This is a genomic window from Streptomyces sp. ISL-99, from assembly GCF_018614005.1.
GTDB lineage: Bacteria > Actinomycetota > Actinomycetes > Streptomycetales > Streptomycetaceae > Streptomyces > Streptomyces flavidovirens.
In genome coordinates, this window is record NZ_JAGGPC010000033.1 from 29,039 (window position 1) to 43,825 (window position 14,787).

Here is a 14,787-nt window from a genome sequence, read left to right on the forward strand (position 1 = left end):
CCTTGTGAGGCGGCGGGGTGGGGTCAGGTGAGCAGGAGGGCGCGGGTCCAGCCGGTGGTGTCGGTGGCGTTCAGGGCGAGTTGGGCTCCGGCGCGGCCTTCCATGAATCCGGGTTTGGGCAGGTGTTCCCAGTCGGTGGCCAGTCGTCGGTGCAGGTCCTGGATGATGGGGGTGAAGCGTGCGGGTGCGGGGCTGTCGGCGGCGACCGCGCGGGTGAGGGTCAGCAGGCCGGCCCAGCCGTGGCAGAGGCTTGAGTCGGTGATGCGGGCGAGGCGCAGTGGGGCGGTCAGGATGGCCTCGACGGTGTCCTCGGACGCTTGGCGCCGTGCGGGGTCGCCGAGGGCGAGCGCGGCGAGTTGTTGGGCGCGGGCGATGCCGGGCTGGCCGTAGCACCAGGACTGGCGGGCCGGTTCCGCCTCGGGCGGCTGGTCGGCGTCCAGGTGCGCTGCGGTGGACCAGTAGTGGGTGCTGTGCCGGTCGAGCCAGGTGGCGAATGTGCCGACGGCCTCTACTTGGCCGGGGACGCTGACTCCGGCGCGCAGGGCGAGGGAGAGCACGGCCAGGGTCCCCGCGATGCCGTGGGCCATGCCGTTGTTGCCGTGTCCGCCGGCCATCTCCTTCCCGTCGGGCCCGACTGGCGACCACCACCCGGGCAGGATCCGGCCTTCACTGCGTGCGGGGTGGGCGAGCGCGACGAGGCAGGCGAGCACGTCGGGCAGCCGGGGTGCGAGCGTGCGGCGGGCCAGCAGCAGGGCGGCGAGCCCGGTCAGGCCGCGGATGAGGTCCCATTCGGCGAGGTGGGGCAGAGCGCCGGCCGCCTGACGGCGGTGGGCGGCGGCGAGCCGGGCGTCCACGACGCGGTCGACGGCCGCGCGGACGTCGTCGCCGGCCCCGTGGGCGCGGGCCAGGACGAATTCCAGGGCGGGTGCGCCGTGGAAGAGGCTGGCGTTGCTGCCGGTACTGACCCCCCGGGCGGTGGCCTGGGTGAGGTGGCGGCGGGCGGTGGACAGGTCGTGGCGCTCGATGTCGAGCAGGGCTATCCCCAGGGCGCCCTCGGACAGGTCCTGTGTACGGGGCACGGTTGTCGTGGTCATGAGCGCCTGGCCAGGGGGATGACGATGCTGTGGGCCCGGCCGCCGATCCACCCGTCGGCGTTTGGCGGGGGCGCGTCGTGCAGTGTGGCGATGCCGAAGGGGCTGGCGTCCAGGTGCGCGCGCAGGAGGTCCAGGTCGACGTCGCGGGTGAGGTCGAGGGGAAGCTGCTGGTCGTCCTCGGCGAGCAGGACGCGCTCCGGCACCCGGAACCGGGCACGCCAGGCTTGGAGTTGGCCCGCCCACTGCTGGAGTGGGGCGGTGCGGGCAGGTAGCGTGCGGCTGCGGACCTTCCATCGGGCGGCGGTGAGGATGGTGCGCCGGTAGGTGAGTGCCGGGGTGAAGGGCAGGGTCCAGGCGGCGCCCCAGTCGAACCAGGTCACCTGAGGGGATACGGCCCGGCTGATCTCGCCGAGGAAGCGGGCCATCGGCGGGGTGTAGTTGTTCCACAGGAAGTTGATGGCGGTGGGGGCCAGTAGCTCCAGCCGCTTGCCCGTCGCGGACTCCAGCAGCTGGGGGCGGCCCTCGGCGACGGTGACCGAGAGGTCGCGGGGGAAGAGGACGTGCGGTTCGGGACGGCGGAATTCGCCGACGCTGACGACGCGTGGCAGTGCCTGCGGCGCGCGGGTGAGCAGGTCGGCCGGCACCCGCCCGGCGTGGAAGGAGAGCTGCGCGGGCTCCGCCGCCGGATCGACGGTGGGCAGGTTCGCGTACGGCCCCTCGGTGCCGGGCAGGAGGTGCCAGAACCGTCCGGTCATCGATCCGGCCGAGCGGGAGACGGTCAGTACGCGCAGCCGGAAGTCGCCTCGGTCCAGGGCCGGGACAGAGAAGGCGTGGATCTGCGCGGCCAGTTCGAGGTGGGGCGCCAAGTGGTCGGGCTTGCCGCCGACCGCTGCTTCCAGTTCCTCGAGCAGCGCTCCGGTCAGCGCGACGGTGCGGCTGCCTTCGGCGGCGGCGGTGCCGGCCAGCTCCAGCAGCAGGCGGTCACGCCGGGACATCGGCCGGGGCGGTTCGCTCGCCGTGACGAACCCTGCGGGGAAGCCCACGCCCCGTTCGGTGTCCGTGGCCACCTCGACCGGCACGGTGGTGTTCTCGCCGTAGCGCTTGGTGAACTGCTCGATCCACTGCCGCCATGTCGGTGTCCCGTTCGGATGAGTGGCCAGGCGGGCCAGTACGGTTGCTGCGGTTTCCGCCTCGGTCAGAACCTGCTCGGGCAGCCGCACGTCGGCGTCGAGCCGCAGGTCGCACGCCGTCCGTAGGCCGGCTGCCTGGGGGCGTGCCGCAGGCGTTAAGACGTCGGTGGGGTCGGCGATGGTGGCGGGGGCGCGCAGGGAGGAGCGCAGCAGCCGCACCCGAAGCAGTTCGCCCAGCAATCGGTCGCGCGCCGTGTCGCTCACGGCGGGGAACTCCGCGGCGAGCTTGTCGGACAACTGGCGGTACCCGATCGGCGATCGGGCCAGGTCGAGTACGAGACGCAGCGCGGGGCTGAGGGCGAGGCGGAACTCGGCGTCGCCCTCGGACGGCACGTGGACGTGCCGGTCGCGCTGACGGATCAGGGTGTTGACGCACACCTCAGCGCTGGCCATGCGTGCGGCGTCGCTCTCGCAGGCACTGAGTACCTCGTCGAGCCCGACCGGGTCGGGGCGGGTGACGGCCTGGTGCTCCTCGCCGAAGCGGACGGACGTAGCCTGGTCGAAGCCGAGCGGGGCGACTCCGGCGAACAGGCCGTATGGGGTGGAGCGGCGGGCGTAGCGGATCGCGTAGCGGGCGGTGGACAGAGCTGCCCGGCGCACCCGGCGCATCTTCGGTGTGCGGCCGTCGATGATCGCCTGCACCTGCTCGACGAGGTCAGGGCTCGCATCCGACACGGTGCGGCGAAAGTCGGTGTCGGACCACACCGCGCTCAGCCACGCGCGCCACTCTTCCACGGGCGCCGTGGATGCCGGCCAGGGCGGCATGGCGGGCTCGGTCGTGTGTACCGCGGCGCGCAGCATGGCCTGTCCCGCGCCCTCGTACAGGCTGGGCCGTTGCCGTGTCATCAGCGCTCTCCTCATCTTCTGGCGTGGCGGGCGGGGCGGGCCGGACGGGGAGAGCCCCGTCCGGCCCGCGCTGCCGGGGTGTCCCGGCTTACGAGGTGGTGCAGGCGCTGGGGCAGGAGCTGCCGCAGGTGTCGCCCGTGCTGCACATCAGGACCGTCTCGGTCGCCGGCGTGCCCTCGATGAAGGTGATGTCGAGCCCGAACGGGTCGTCATCGGTCTTCACGAGGTCCGCCGCCTGCGCGGGAGCGGTCGGCCTTTCGGCCTGGATGGCGGTCATGCATGCCTCCTAGGGGGTGGATGGTGCGGGATGCCGGGGCCCGGTCGGGCCCCGGGGTCTGCTGCCAGACGGGTAGACCGGCGATGTCGCCTGAGCCGTGGCGTCTGGGGTCTGTGTGTTGTGCCGTCAGGCTGCTGTGGGCTGCGCCTGGGGATGGTTCTTCGCGGCCTGGTCCAGCACCCTGGTGAAGTGCTCGGCGCGCTTGTCTCCCTCGGCCTCCTGGGCGCGGAGGTCGCCGAACCGCTTCCAGTAGCGTCGGCTGACGTCGCTTTGCATGATCCACGAGGCGAGGAAGGGCAGGTGTCCGTTCGGGACGAAGCCGAGGCGGTCGCGCAGGCTGAGCGTGCAGATGAGCCGGTTGGCCGACATGAGCTGCATGTACTCGTCGGCTTCCATGTCCTCGGGCTTCCAGAGCTCGGCCAGGTCGGGATTGGTGGACATATGCGCCAGCCAGTCGAGCTGGTTGCCCGCGAGGAGCGCCTCGTTTCGCTCGGCCTGGTGCCGCGCGTCCTGCCTGAGCCTGGCGGCTCCGACCACGGCGGTGGCGAGCGAGACGGCGGCTCCGGCAGCGAGGACAGCGCTGGTGAGCTTCATACGGCAAGGGTCCTTTTCGTGTGAGGGGGGATCGGTGAGTGAGTCGGATCAGTGGAGTGGGCGGGGCCCGCTGGTCATGCGGCCCCGGCGAGCACGACGGTCGAGGAGTCGCTGGCCTGGCGATCCTGGGCGAACCGGCGACGCACCGTCTCCAGGGCGACGGCGATCGGTGACAGTCCGACGGAGGCTCTTCGCTGGTCCAAGGAGTCCGGCGCGCGCACCAGGCACAGCTCAACCCCTGTTGCTTCGAGGACCAGCTGGGTCCCGAACTCCTGCGGGCGACCGCTGTTGACCAGGGTGCGGTCGTAGAGGTGAGCCCAGTGCTGGATGCGCGCGTCGCCGTCCTGGACTGCGCGCTCCAGCAGGGTGGTGGCCGCCCGCTGGAAGTCGGGTTCGTCGTCGGCGTGAAGAGCGAGGCTCCATGCGGCGCGCGCCGCTTCGGCGCCGACGAGGCGGCGGCCGGGCCAGTCATGTTCGGCCAGGATGCGGCGCAGGATCTTGGTGTCGGCGTGGTCGGCGTGACGGTCTTGGCCGAGCTGGACGGCGTCGAGCTGGTTGCGCACACGCTTGGCCCGGCGCGCTGCCGACTTCGTGGCTCTGGCGATGAGTTCGCGGGCGAGGTCCGGCCGCAGCGGTTCGGCGGCCGTCACACGATGCTCCGGCTGTCTCCGGCGGACTGCGGCTCGTGTACCCGGCAGCCGATGAGCGCGCCTAGTCCAGAACGCTGCTCGGCGGTGAGTTCGAGGCGAGCGACCCGCTCCTCGTGCTGCCCCGTGCCCGGTCCGTGCACGTCCCAGCCTATGTCGGTGAGCCGACGAAGGAATGGGGCAATCGGATCAACGTCGAGGGGGTGACGGGCCAGGGCCTCAGCGCGCACCAGCGGCAGGTCCAGCCGGGCGGCGAAGTCGGAGGCCCACAGAGTGATCAGCTGGACGGTGTCGTCGGAGCGGTCGGGCAGGGTGTGGACGCAGCCTAAGAAGAGGCACGGGCCCTGGCCCCATCCGAGGTCGGGGGCGCGCTGGGGGATCATGCAGGCCAGCAGCAGCCCGTCCTCGAACAGTCCGGCCGGCTTCGCCTGCGGGTCGCGGAACAGGGCCGGGATATCGACTCGGGCGGGTATCGGCAGGCCGCGCATGGTGAGCCAGTGCTGACGGTCCTCGACGAGTGCGGCGGCCTCGTCTCGCTCGGCGTCCGTGCCCAGAGTCCGCATCTCGTACACGGTTGCTTGCGCGCGCTCGTGCAGGGGCGCGGGAGCCGGCTCGGTGACCGGCGCGGCGGGTGATGTGTTCACTGGTTCGCTCCGTTTTCCACCGTGCTGGTCGGCTTGGCACCCAGCAGGCCCCATGCGTGGGCCAGGACGACGAGTTGGGTGACGTTGGCGGCCCCGGTCTCGTCGAGCAGTTCGTCGAGTGCGGATTGGAGATCGGCGGGGGCGATCTTGGCGGCGAGAGCGGTGTCGCGGGGGGTGCTGTGCTCAGCGACCGCCTTCAGTAGCAGCTGCTGCTCTGCGTTGAGCTCCGGCGCAGGCCGGTCCGTCGTGGGCGGGGTGACCTGTGCGGCAGCCAACAGGAAATGCACGAGCACCTGCGGCTTGCAGCGGGGCGGGCAGTGGACGCTCACCCGGATGTCGCGTACGTACTGACGGACCGTGTGGGGCGACAGTCCGGTCCTCGTGGCGATGTCTTGGGTGGTGAGACCGTCCACGAGATGCTGGGCGACGCGCTGGTGGGTCGGCTTCAGCGGTGTGATCGGTGCGCTGGTCGTCATGGACGGGGTCACGGGTGTCTCTTTCTCGGCTGGGTTGACGGTCACCGGAAGGGGTGCCGCCGGTCCCCGAGGGGGACGGGGGCCGGCGACACGGGCCCGTGCGCGGCGGTCGGGATTCACGGGGTGCCGCGCACGGGGGTTCATGCGGCGGTGGGGTCGGGGTGCGCCCAGGCAGTTTCCGCGGCGAGGCGTTCGGACCACTGGATGTGGTCCTCGTCGAAGGCGGCGTCGGCGAGGCGTATGCGCTGGACTTCGCCGGTCCCGGCCGGTGGGTAGGTGTGCTGGATGTCGCGCCACAGGCGCTGGAGGACGTAGTCGCCGTCGAGGGCCTGGGCGCCGTGCAGTTCCATGGCGTCCTGGGCTGACGTCATGGCCCACTGGTGGCCCAGGTACTTCGCGTTGATCAGGTCGGCGTCGCAGGGCAGGCCCTGGTCGAGGAGGTGCACGGACTGGTAGGCCAGGATGCGTCCGGCGCGCAGGCGGGCCTCCATGTCACCGATGCGGTCCCGCAGGACCGGCAGATCGGACAGGGCGCCCCGGTAGCGGGGGCGTGCCTTGAGGCGAGCAGTCGTGGTGGCCACGACCGCCTCGTGGATCCCGAGGCTGACGGCGGCCAGGTTGGGTCGGCCGTACAGGATGCTGCTGCTCTGCGCCACGCTGAGCCCCTGGCCGATCTCTCCGACGACGTTGTCCGCGGGGATGCGGACGTTGTCGAGGTCGAGGCGGCCGGCGGAGAAGCCGTGCAGGCCAAGACCGGAGCGGTGGTCGGCGACGGAGAGGCCGTGGCGGTCGGTTTCGACCATGAACGCGGTCAGCGCCTGTGAGGTACGCTCGCCCGCCTCGGCGGTTCGGGCGAGCACGAGGTGGGCTCCCGCGAGGTGGCTGTTGCCGATGTGGACCTTGCTGCCGTTGATCACCCATTGACTGCCGGTGCGCTCGGCGGTGGTTTCGATGCCGCCGATGTGCCCGCCGGCGGTCGGTTCGGTCACGGCGATCGACAAGAGCAGTGAACCGTCTGCCACCTGCGGCAGCCAGCGGCCCTTCTGCTCATAGGTGGCGAAGTGCAACAAGGCGCCGACGGGGATCAGGGTGGCCTGCAGAATGGCCGCGGCTGCCGCCGAGACGCAGGCGATGCGGTGGATCAGGACCGTCTTGGCCACATGGCCGGCGCCCAGACCGCCGAAGGTGGCCGGGACGGTGACGGCGAACCAGCCCCGTGCGGCCATCAGATCGGCGACCTTGCGCTCCACCCTGCCCGGAGCGGCTTCCATCCGTACGGCGCGCGGCGCGATGTGCTCGGCGGCGAAGGCATCCGCCTCGTTCCACAGCAGTTCGTGGCGGGCGGTGAGATAGGGGCGCAGCGCAGGAGGCGGTGTGGCGGGTGTGGCGGGCATGGTCGTCTCCCTCTCCCTGGGTGAAGTTCGCGCGGTGGGGCGGCCGGGGATCGCTAGCGGCTCCCGGGTGGGGGCGGTGGAGCGGTCCTAGCGGACGGGCGCGGGGGCGATGTGGTCCATCACTTGGGCTCCGGTGCTGATGACGATGTCTCTGAGCCGTCGGGCCTCGCTCAGGGGCCGCTTCTCGGGGTCGATGACGCAGACCGTGCCCAGCACGGTGCCGCTGTCGTGGATGAGTGGTGCGCCGAAGTAGGCGCGGATCCCGACCGCGTCGACCACGTGGTTGCCGCTGAAGCGGGGGCTGGCGTGCACGTCGTGCAGCGGGAGCGCCTTCTTGCGGGCCACGACCTCCGGGCACCAGCCGTGGTCGTGGCTCATGGTGCGGCCGACGATGACGTACCCGCTGTCCGCGGGCGGCTGGTGCAGTCCGACGAAGGTCTGCTCCTCCAGGAACAGATTGACGAACCCGTACAGGAACCCGGCCTGCTCGGCCATGGCGCGGGCCAGGTCGTCGAAGTCCTGGCTGGCAGCGGTGGACACGCCCAGGCGCTCCAGCAGCTCATACCGCCGCGCCAGTTCGGTCACCTGCTGGTGCTGCGGGCCGGTCACGGCGGCGCCGGCCGGGATGGACAGCCCTTGGGCGCCGTTCCGCAAGCCACGTTGCGGCAAGGACAGCGCGGGTGGGGCGGCCTGCGGCACGAGGTGGGGGGCGGTGGGCTGATATGACATCAGGCGTCCTGGAGGGTGGTAGTGGATGTGGGGTGAACGGGACCTGCCGGTGCGTTCTTCACGGCGTGGCCGACGAGGGTCAGCAGGACGCCGGCGACGTGGTTCGGATTGCGGGCGTCGCAGGTGACCACCGGTACAGGGGTGGGTAGTTCGAGGGCGGTGCGGACCTGTTCGGGGTGGTAGCGGTGGGCTCCGTCGAAGTGGTTCAGGGCGACGACGAAGGGCAGGCCGATGTCTTCGAAGAAGCTGACGGGGGTGAAGCTGCTTTCCAGGCGGCGGGTGTCGACCAGGACGACCGCGCCGACGGCTCCGCGGGAGAGGTCGTACCAGAGGTCGACGAACCGGTCCTGGCCGGGCGTGCCGAACAGGAACAGCTCCAGAGGCACGGGTGCGTCGGGCAGGCTGAGGCGGCCGAAGTCGAAGGCGACCGTGGTGGTCTGCTTGGCCTCGACGCCCTCCAGGCTGTCCACGTCCGCGCTCGCCTCGGTCAGGTACTCCTCCGTGCTCAGCGGCGTGATCTCGCTGACGGCGCCCACGGCGGTGGTCTTGCCCGCGCCGAAGCCACCGGCGATGACGATCTTCAGCACGGTCGGTGCACCGGCATGCGAGTGCGACGGAGTCCGCACGCCCGCGGCCGGGTCATCCGGCTTGGGGGTAGGCGATGGCATCGGGCCACTTCCTTTTCAGGGCCGTAGAGAGGGCCGCCAGCATTTGCAGGGAGGGACGCGCATCCGCGTTTGTGTCGGACGCGGCGTAGGGGGCGGTGACGGGGACGACGAGGGCGTCGGCGTCCAGGAGGTCCGAGACGAGGATCTTGACGGCGGTGACGGGGCGGCCGAGCCGTCCCGCCAGCTCGGTCACCGAACGCCGGTGCTCCCGGCACAGGGCGAGGATCTCTTCGCATTCCTCGGCCTGGCCTGGGCCGGGCCGTCCGGGGCCGGCGTCTAGCACGGTGTCCAGGCCCAGCAGGTGCCGCGGCCTGGTGCGCCCGCGCGTCAGCGTGTAGGTCCGGACGAACGTCGCATCCTCGGCCGCGTCGCCGTGAGCGCTCACCGGACCTCATCACCTGTGCCGACTCGGACGGGGATCTGCATGTAGGGGGCGAACTTCTGCACCAGGCGCGCCATCTCGAATCCGGCGGTGCCGGCGTCGGCGTCCGGGGTGGCGATGACGGCGAGGACGGTGTCCACTTCACCGCGTTCGTTGCCGGGGTGGTCTTCGAAGGCCGCGCTGCGACCGGCGCTCTGGACGAAGAACAGGCAGTCGTCTCGCTCGATGATGACCTGCCTGGCCGGCCGCTTCTGGTGGCCGGGGCCGGTGATGTTGGCCGCGAGGGAGGCCACTCCGCTGAGCGCGGCCGACAGTTCGTCCGCCCAGTCCTTGTCGACGTCGCTGTCCAGCAGCCGCAGGCCGTCCCGCGACAGCAGGACGGCGTGCGTGACGCCCGGAACGTCGGCGGCGAACTGCCGCAGCAGCCAGGCCATGTCCTCTCGCTGATGGCTCGCCGTCGCCTCGGATGCGGGCGCGACGCCGGTCGTCACGTGGTTCATCTCAGGGTGGGTGCTCATGGGGATCGCTCCAGAAGGGGGAAGGGCCGGCGGATATGTCCGGGCCACCGGGAACGCGGAGGGAACGGGCGATGGTCAGGGCCTGGGATGCTCTGCCGAAGCGGGAGGAGAACCGGCGGTCCCGCCGGCCTCGATGCCGGTGCGGAAGGCGGCTGCGAGCCCTGGCGTCGCCGCGGTCGCAGGGGCTTGCTCCCGCTCACGTGGTGGAGGGAACGCACCGGCCTGCCGCGTACGCCGGGGAAGGTCGGGCGCGGGAGCAGAGTGCCCCGCCTCATCGGTCCCCGGCGCGCCCACGGTGATCGGGTGCTTGACCTGGCCTGCCGAGGGGGCGGCCGTCGCTGCGGCAGCCTGCCGCGGCGGGGGCGTGGAGGGGCGTGCTTCCCGGCGGCGAGCGCCCGCGTCACCGACGGGGGGAATCGCTACGAGGAGCCGTGCCGGAATGACGACCAGGGCCGTGGTGCCCCCCGTCACGTTCTCCTGCAGGAGAACGGACAACCCGTGCGACTGGGCGATTTTCGCGGCGACCAGCAAGCCGAGTTGTCCGGCTCGTACCTGGCCGCTGACGTCGACCTCGTCGGGGGCCTTCAGTAGACGGTTCATCTGTGCGCGCGTCTGGGGGTGCATGGGGATGGCCCGGTCCTCGACCTCGATGGCCAGCCCGTTCGGCACCCGCTGCGCCCGCACGGTCACCTTCGTCATGGGATCGGAGCACTCGCAGGCGTTCTCGATCAGCTCGGCCAACAGGTGCGTCAGGTCCGGCCCCACGTGTCCGGGAAGACCCAGCTCACCGCCCACGGACCCGGCCGCAACCACCACGCGCGGGTACTGCACCACCTCGGAGATCGCACCGCGCAGCGTGGTCGTGACGGGAACCGGCCGGCGCACGCTGCGCAGGGACTGCCCGCCCAGCACCGCCGTGCTCTCCACCTGACGACGCATCCGCGTCACGAGGTGATCGATCTCGAAGATCTTCGACAGCAGCTCCGGGTCGTCGGTCAGCATCTCCAGCTGACTCAGTGCCTCCAACGCCTTCCCGACCAGGGCGTGTTCCCGCATGGCCAGGCGGCGCAGCACTTCCAGAAGGACGACGGACTGGGACTCGTCGTGCACGCGTATCAGCGAGGCGACGGCCTGCACTTTGAGTGCACTCAACGCCTTGTCGATCTCTGCGGTCGCACTGGCCGGCTGCGGCATCTGCATGTCCGGCAACGGCGGCCGTCCCCCTCGGCACAGCTCGTCCGCCGACCACTGCACCGACTTCTCGACGGCCGCCGCGACCCCCGCGACCGCGGTCAGCTCCGCTGCCCGTCGTTCCTCTACGGCAGCGTGCACGGCACCAGCGGCCGTTCGCGCTCCACGGGCCGCCACCAGCGCGACGCCGGTCAGCCCGCAGACCAGGCCGACCAGGAGCCAGCCGAGAGCCACCGCGGCCGTCGACCGGACGGTGAACGCGGCGCCCAGCAGCCCCGCAAGGAGCAGCAGGGGCAGTGCCACGGCACGGCGGACGCAGTGCACCGTGAAGGCGTCGGTCCGTGGGGACCGCCGTCGGCGGTGGCCGGTCGCGGCCGACCGTGTCGGGTACGCGCTGTCAGACATGGGAATCCTCGTCAGTGGGGAGGGGCGGCTAGGCGTGCTGCGACGTCAGGTCCTTGCAGGTCTGTCGCGGCCTGCGTGCCGGGGACCGGGGCGCAGGAACCGCGACCGCGCCTCGGTGAGGGGAGGACTGCGTGGACAGCAGATGAAGGAGCCGGGCGCTCTGGATCAGGCCCATGTGGCTGAACGCCTGCGGGAAGTTCCCGAGCTGGCGCTGCTGGACGGGGTCGTACTCCTCGGCGAGGAGCCCGAGGTCGTTGCGCAGCGCGAGGAGACGTTCGAACAGGGCGTGGGCCTCATCCAGGCGGCCGGTCAGGGCCAGGGCGTCGACGAGCCAGAAGGAGCAGAGGATGAAGGTGCCCTCATCGCCCTTCAGGCCGTCCACCCCGGCGTGGTTGCCGATCGTCGGGTACCGGCGCACGAGCCCGTCCGGCGTGGACAGCTCCCGGCGTACCGCGTCCACGGTGCCGATGACGCGCGGGTCCTCGGGCGGCAGGAAACCGACGCGGGGGATCAGCAGCGTGGCAGCGTCCAGTTCCTGCGAGCCGTAGGACTGGGTGAAGGTGTTGCGCTCCGGGTCGAAGCCCTTGGTGCAGACTTCGCGGTGGATCGTCTCGCGCAGCTCGACCAGGGTGTCCAGGTCCATGTCGAGGGCGCCGGCTTCGGCCAGGCGGATGGTGCGGTCGATGGCCACCCAGGCCATCACTTTGGAGTGCACGAAGTGCCTGCGGGCCCCGCGGATCTCCCAGATTCCCTCGTCCGGTTCCTGCCAGCGCTGCGCCAGGTGCTCGATGAGTCGCTGGTGCAGGACCGCGGTGTCGGCGCAGTGGGCGACACCGCTCTGGTGCGCGAGATACAGGGTTTCGATCACCTCGCCGTACACGTCGAGCTGCAGCTGGTCCGCCGCCCCGTTCCCGACCCGCACCGGGCGCGATTCCTCGTACCCGGGAAGCCACGGCAACTCTCGCTCCCGCAGATCCCGGTCCCCGGTGATCCCGTACATGATCTGCAGGTTCTCCGGATCACCGGCCACCGCACGCAACAGCCATCGCCGCCACGCCTGGGCCTCCTGCCGGTAGCCGGTCCCCAGCAGCGCGGCCAGGGTGGTGGAGGCGTCCCGCAGCCAGGTGAAGCGGTAGTCCCAGTTCCGTCCGCCGCCGATCTCCTCGGGCAGCGACGTGGTCGGCGCCGCGACGATCCCGCCGCTCGGCCCGTAGGTCATCGCCTTCAGCGCGATCGAGGAACGAACCACGGGCTCGCGGTAGGGCCCGTCGTAGGTGCCTTCCTGCGTCCAGTCCTGCCAGAAGGTGAGCGTCTCGGCGAGCGCGGCCTCCGGGTCCGGAACGTCTGGCGCTGCTGCGTGGGAGGGGCACCAACTGAGCACGAACGCCACGCTCTGCCCCGCGGCGACGGCGAAGGCACTGACGATGACGCCGTCCTTCTCTACCTGCTGGACGCAGGTGTCGAGCCACAGCGCGTCCGCCCCGGCCTCCGCGGCCATGCGGCCCCCGACCTCGTGGATCCACGGGCTGACGCTGCCGTATCCCGGCCGCGGACGCAGAGCCGAGACCATCGGCACCTCGCCGGTCATACCTTCGACGATCCGGATCACCTGGGGTGCCCCGTCGCGCGGCGGCATGAAGTCGAGCACCCGGGCCGACCCGGTCGGTGTGCGCCACACCGATTCGAGAACGAGCGAGTCACCGTGATACCGGCGCTCGGCGACGGCCTCTCCGTCGGACCGGCCAGCAGGTGCGGTCGGAGAGATCTGCCAGGAGCCGTGCTTCTGCGTGCCGAGAAGGCCGGCGAAGACGGCCGGTGAGTCGAAGCGGGGCAGGCACAGCCAGTCGATCGAGCCGTCGTCGCAGACGTGGGCGCTCGTCTGCATGTCGCCGATCAGGCCGTACTGCTCGATACGGGGAAGGCGCTTCATCGTGTGGGTCTCCATGGGCCCCGTCAATCCGGGGATGGCGTTGGGGCCGCGGAAACGGCCGGGAACGGTGGATGAGGAGGGCCTCGGTGGTTACCGAGACGGAGGTGGTTCGCTCTGCCCAGGTGGGGAGCCCTCGTGCTGGGGAGTGGCGCGGCCGGTTGCTCGTCCGCCGCGCAACATCAGCCACGCCATCGGGCCGAGAACCGCGGCGATGAGAACTGCCCCAGTGACGGTCATGCTCGGGGCACCGACGCGGCCAGAACCAAGCAGGCGAAGGCAATGGCGAAGACCCAGCCGCGCAGCACGTTGATCCGCGGCTTGCACCATCGCTGTTGTCTCCGCGTCGGCTTCGCGGGGGCGGCCCCACCGTGAGCTTGCACGGTCGCGACAAGTTCCCGGGTGGCCTCGGCCAGCTTGACCAGGTGCACCCTGCTGGGCATGTAGCCGTCGGGGACGCCCTCCGAAGCGAGCTGCTGCGCACCGAGCAGCGTGGACGCTCCCGGCGGAACCGCGACCTCCAGTTGGCTGATGTGACCGCGAAGGCGCCGAGCGAGTTCGTCCACGTCGGCGGCGCTCTCCGGCAGCGGCGACTCCTCGTCCAGCACAAGCGCCACGGTTTCCGCCGCTGCCACCGCTCGATCGCGCTGCGGGCCCGGCACAGCACCGCCCTGCTCGCTCGCGGTCTCGCTCTGGCAGGCATCCCGACGGGAAGTCAGCGCAAGACGCATGACAGGGCTCCTCTTCACTTCAGGCCAGGTGGAGTTGACCGCAGTTGGTGCGACGCCGGGTACAGGACTCATCGGGGGCCTCCCATGTAGGCGGTGCAGGGGCGCGCGGCATGCGGCGCCGTTGCGCCGCGCGGTGCCGATCAAGCCGCTGATCACTCGACGTGATTGCGTGGTGACCAGCGAACACCCCGTCGTAAAGACTTGGGAATGACTTTCAGATGACGTTGACCCGTCAGTAACCTGCTTCGGGGTGCCCCCGGAGTGGGCGGTCCTGACATGCTGGGCGCCATGGTGACTCTCGATGGAAAGCCCGTATCCGTAGACGAACTGCTGCCCCTGGCGCTCACGAACGTCGGCCACTTCACGTCCATGCGCGTCGACTCCGACGGCAGCATCCGCGGTCTGACGCTGCACCTAGAACGCCTCGCACGAGACTGCAAGGTCGTGTGGCACGCGCCCTTGAACACCGACCGCGTGCGCGAGTACGTCCGCCAGGCCCTGGAGGGACAGACTCTGCCGTGCGTCGTGCGTGTCACGATCTACGACCCGAAGGTCGAGATGGGCCACCCGGCCGACGCCAACAAGCCGCACGTCCTCGTGTCCGTACGCGGTGCCGGCGCCCTGCCTCCGGAACCGTTGCGCGCCCAGAGCCTCGTGTACGAGCGTGATCTGCCCCAGGTGAAGCACATCGGCCTCTTCGGCGCCCTGCACGCCCGGGGCGCGGCCCAGCGAGCAGACTTCGACGATGCCCTGTTCGTCGGCCGTGACGGCTTCGTCTCTGAGGGCGGCACCTGGAACGTGGGCTTCGTTGACCAGGAGGGCACCGTCGTGTGGCCCGACGCTCCTGTACTGCCCGGTGTCACCATGGCTCTGCTCCAGCAGCAGGCCGAGCACCGCACCGCCCCCGTCACCCTGGCCCAGGCGGAGGGCATGGCAGCGGCCTTCGCCACGAACACCTCGATCGGCGTCCGTCCTCTGGCCGCGATCGACGACACCGAGCTCCTCGTGGATCATCCCGTCTTGAGGCGACTCCAGGAGGCGTACCTGTCGATCGCCGGCGAGACCCTGTAGGGC

16 protein-coding genes are annotated in these 14,787 nt (G+C 71.0%); 1 reads left to right on the top strand and 15 read right to left on the bottom strand.

The window, feature by feature from the left end; genetic code table 11:
• Nucleotides 1–23 precede the first annotated feature (23 nt).
• The 15 genes from J7E91_RS20815 to J7E91_RS20885 all read right to left on the bottom strand — a co-directional run bounded on the left by J7E91_RS20815 (nt 24) and on the right by J7E91_RS20885 (nt 13,713).
• The gene (locus J7E91_RS20815; protein WP_214906976.1) at nt 24–1,094 is read right to left on the bottom strand and encodes a lanthionine synthetase LanC family protein; all 1,071 of its coding nucleotides are present in this window, start codon (nt 1,092–1,094) and stop codon (nt 24–26) included.
• Nucleotides 1,091–3,130, bottom strand: coding sequence for a lantibiotic dehydratase family protein (locus tag J7E91_RS20820; RefSeq protein WP_251016013.1), 2,040 nt, complete (start codon nt 3,128–3,130; stop codon nt 1,091–1,093). The genes J7E91_RS20815 and J7E91_RS20820 overlap by 4 nt, the downstream gene beginning before the upstream one ends.
• 88 nt (nt 3,131–3,218) lie before the next feature.
• Nucleotides 3,219–3,407, bottom strand: coding sequence for an FxLD family lanthipeptide (locus J7E91_RS20825; RefSeq protein WP_214906978.1), 189 nt, complete (start codon nt 3,405–3,407; stop codon nt 3,219–3,221).
• Nucleotides 3,408–3,533: 126 nt separating this feature from the next.
• Nucleotides 3,534–4,001: a DUF6082 family protein gene (locus tag J7E91_RS20830; protein ID WP_214906980.1), complete on the bottom strand. Its 468-nt coding sequence runs from the start codon at nt 3,999–4,001 to the stop codon at nt 3,534–3,536.
• 74 nt (nt 4,002–4,075) lie between these two features.
• Nucleotides 4,076–4,651, bottom strand: coding sequence for a DUF6624 domain-containing protein (locus J7E91_RS20835; RefSeq protein ID WP_214906982.1), 576 nt, complete (start codon nt 4,649–4,651; stop codon nt 4,076–4,078).
• Nucleotides 4,648–5,220 carry a hypothetical protein gene (locus tag J7E91_RS20840; RefSeq protein WP_214907213.1) on the bottom strand — a complete coding sequence of 191 codons (573 nt, stop codon included), beginning with the start codon at nt 5,218–5,220 and terminating at the stop codon, nt 4,648–4,650. Before J7E91_RS20840 ends, J7E91_RS20835 begins: the two co-directional genes overlap by 4 nt.
• 68 nt (nt 5,221–5,288) lie before the next feature.
• Nucleotides 5,289–5,780: a DNA-binding protein gene (locus J7E91_RS20845; RefSeq protein ID WP_308376841.1), complete on the bottom strand. Its 492-nt coding sequence runs from the start codon at nt 5,778–5,780 to the stop codon at nt 5,289–5,291.
• A 128-nt stretch (nt 5,781–5,908) separates the two neighbouring features.
• Nucleotides 5,909–7,162, bottom strand: a complete 1,254-nt coding sequence (locus tag J7E91_RS20850; RefSeq protein ID WP_214906984.1) for an acyl-CoA dehydrogenase family protein — start codon at nt 7,160–7,162, stop codon at nt 5,909–5,911.
• Between the two features lie 87 nt (nt 7,163–7,249).
• Nucleotides 7,250–7,891 carry a GAF domain-containing protein gene (locus tag J7E91_RS20855; protein WP_214906986.1) on the bottom strand — a complete coding sequence of 214 codons (642 nt, stop codon included), beginning with the start codon at nt 7,889–7,891 and terminating at the stop codon, nt 7,250–7,252.
• Nucleotides 7,891–8,559 carry an ATP/GTP-binding protein gene (locus J7E91_RS20860; protein WP_374224751.1) on the bottom strand — a complete coding sequence of 223 codons (669 nt, stop codon included), beginning with the start codon at nt 8,557–8,559 and terminating at the stop codon, nt 7,891–7,893. The genes J7E91_RS20855 and J7E91_RS20860 overlap by 1 nt, the downstream gene beginning before the upstream one ends.
• Nucleotides 8,531–8,944 (bottom strand): DUF742 domain-containing protein, encoded by a 414-nt coding sequence (locus J7E91_RS20865; protein ID WP_214906988.1) that lies wholly within the window; start codon nt 8,942–8,944, stop codon nt 8,531–8,533. The genes J7E91_RS20860 and J7E91_RS20865 overlap by 29 nt, the downstream gene beginning before the upstream one ends.
• Nucleotides 8,941–9,459: a roadblock/LC7 domain-containing protein gene (locus tag J7E91_RS20870; protein ID WP_214906990.1), complete on the bottom strand. Its 519-nt coding sequence runs from the start codon at nt 9,457–9,459 to the stop codon at nt 8,941–8,943. Before J7E91_RS20870 ends, J7E91_RS20865 begins: the two co-directional genes overlap by 4 nt.
• A 75-nt stretch (nt 9,460–9,534) precedes the next feature.
• Nucleotides 9,535–11,055 (bottom strand): ATP-binding protein, encoded by a 1,521-nt coding sequence (locus J7E91_RS20875; RefSeq protein WP_214906999.1) that lies wholly within the window; start codon nt 11,053–11,055, stop codon nt 9,535–9,537.
• Between the two features lie 28 nt (nt 11,056–11,083).
• Nucleotides 11,084–12,985 (bottom strand): glycoside hydrolase family 15 protein, encoded by a 1,902-nt coding sequence (locus J7E91_RS20880; RefSeq protein WP_214907001.1) that lies wholly within the window; start codon nt 12,983–12,985, stop codon nt 11,084–11,086.
• Between the two features lie 233 nt (nt 12,986–13,218).
• Complete coding sequence (locus J7E91_RS20885) at nt 13,219–13,713, bottom strand: DUF6415 family natural product biosynthesis protein (RefSeq protein WP_251016014.1); 495 nt, start codon at nt 13,711–13,713, stop codon at nt 13,219–13,221.
• Nucleotides 13,714–14,001: 288 nt separating this feature from the next.
• Here J7E91_RS20885 and J7E91_RS20890 point away from each other — a divergent pair, with 288 nt between their 5' ends.
• Nucleotides 14,002–14,784, top strand: coding sequence for an aminotransferase class IV family protein (locus J7E91_RS20890; RefSeq protein WP_214907003.1), 783 nt, complete (start codon nt 14,002–14,004; stop codon nt 14,782–14,784).
• Nucleotides 14,785–14,787 lie beyond the last annotated feature (3 nt).

Coding starts and splice junctions, on each gene's coding strand:
- J7E91_RS20870 (WP_214906990.1), bottom strand. CDS start 9,459: ATGAGCACCCACCCTGAGATGAACCACGTGACGACCGGCGTCGCGCCC.
- J7E91_RS20850 (WP_214906984.1), bottom strand. CDS start 7,162: ATGCCCGCCACACCCGCCACACCGCCTCCTGCGCTGCGCCCCTATCTC.
- J7E91_RS20855 (WP_214906986.1), bottom strand. CDS start 7,891: ATGTCATATCAGCCCACCGCCCCCCACCTCGTGCCGCAGGCCGCCCCA.
- J7E91_RS20820 (WP_251016013.1), bottom strand. CDS start 3,130: ATGACACGGCAACGGCCCAGCCTGTACGAGGGCGCGGGACAGGCCATG.
- J7E91_RS20880 (WP_214907001.1), bottom strand. CDS start 12,985: ATGAAGCGCCTTCCCCGTATCGAGCAGTACGGCCTGATCGGCGACATG.
- J7E91_RS20825 (WP_214906978.1), bottom strand. CDS start 3,407: ATGACCGCCATCCAGGCCGAAAGGCCGACCGCTCCCGCGCAGGCGGCG.
- J7E91_RS20815 (WP_214906976.1), bottom strand. CDS start 1,094: ATGACCACGACAACCGTGCCCCGTACACAGGACCTGTCCGAGGGCGCC.
- J7E91_RS20830 (WP_214906980.1), bottom strand. CDS start 4,001: ATGAAGCTCACCAGCGCTGTCCTCGCTGCCGGAGCCGCCGTCTCGCTC.
- J7E91_RS20860 (WP_374224751.1), bottom strand. CDS start 8,559: ATGCCATCGCCTACCCCCAAGCCGGATGACCCGGCCGCGGGCGTGCGG.
- J7E91_RS20885 (WP_251016014.1), bottom strand. CDS start 13,713: ATGCGTCTTGCGCTGACTTCCCGTCGGGATGCCTGCCAGAGCGAGACC.
- J7E91_RS20890 (WP_214907003.1), top strand. CDS start 14,002: ATGGTGACTCTCGATGGAAAGCCCGTATCCGTAGACGAACTGCTGCCC.
- J7E91_RS20875 (WP_214906999.1), bottom strand. CDS start 11,055: ATGTCTGACAGCGCGTACCCGACACGGTCGGCCGCGACCGGCCACCGC.